Source organism: Candidatus Symbiopectobacterium sp. NZEC135, assembly GCF_025962695.1.
Genome location: NZ_JAGFPF010000678.1, coordinates 1 through 1,047, shown reverse-complemented (window position 1 = coordinate 1,047; position 1,047 = coordinate 1). Strand labels below are relative to the sequence as shown.

Annotated in this window: 1 protein-coding gene; it reads right to left on the bottom strand. The window is 57.7% G+C overall.

What is annotated here, in order from left to right; genetic code table 11:
* Window positions 1-45 precede the first annotated feature (45 nt).
* The coding region (gene hcr / locus J5224_RS29675) for an NADH oxidoreductase (protein WP_264628648.1) at window positions 46-1,047 on the bottom strand (1,002 nt) is incomplete at its 5' end.

Sequence of the window (1,047 nt, the reverse complement as noted above, 5' to 3'; positions counted from 1 at the left end):
GTGTCTGGTGGCCTTAACGTTGGTGCGTGATGCCCTGGCTGGGCGTTACGCCAACACCGTGTCCCCGTGCAGTTGGCAACTGCACGCCAGCACATAGCCTTGTGCAATCTCTTCTGCCGTCAGCGTCATGGTGCTACTGGTGGTGTAATCGCCGGAAAGCACTTTGGTTTTGCAACTGCCGCAGACACCTGCGCGGCACGCGGCATTAACCGGTATTTTATTGCTTTCCAACGCGGCTAACAGGCTGATACCAACAGGCACACGCAGCGTATTAAGCGGTTGGCGAATGGTCAGCGTCAGCTGTTCACCGTCCTCTTCCAATGATTCAGCGCCAATCTGGAACTGCTCTTTGTAGAAGCGTGTCGTGGGGACGCCAGCATCGGCAACCAGTGCGGCAACCTGCTGCATATACGGGGCCGGGCCACAGGTCATGACGATACGCTGTGCCAGATCCGGCACCTCTTGGTTCAGCAGCGCAGGTGTTAACCTTCCTGCGAGAAAACCGGGTTCGGCGTCAAACTCGGCGACCAACGTCAGCGTCAACTGTGATGGATACTGTTCTGTCAGGCGCTGCCACTCGGCGGCGAAAATCACCTGCTGCGGGTTGCGGACATTAAAGATCACCTGCAAGTGAACGTTCGGACGGTTTGCCAACAACCAGCGACTCATCGACATGATGGGCGTCACGCCACAGCCTGCGGCCATCATCAGATAACGTTCCTGCTCGGCATGGCCCGCATCGACGCAGGTAAACTCGCCCTGTGCATCGGAAAGCCACAGATAGTCACCGGGTTTGACCTGCTGCGTCAGCCAGCCTGAACCGGTGCCATCTTCCAACCGCCGTACCGTCAGCGTGATAAACGGGCTTAACCCTGGGGTTGACGACAGGGTATAGGCGCGCAGGGTGTCAGGGTTGTTGGCAATGCAAACCAGCGCGTACTGCCCCGGACGATAAGGATAGAAATCGTGGTTAATCAGCGAAAGCGTCCAGACGTCGGGCGTTTCCTGACGAATGGAGTGAACTTGCATGCGGTTCGGGCATGCGGA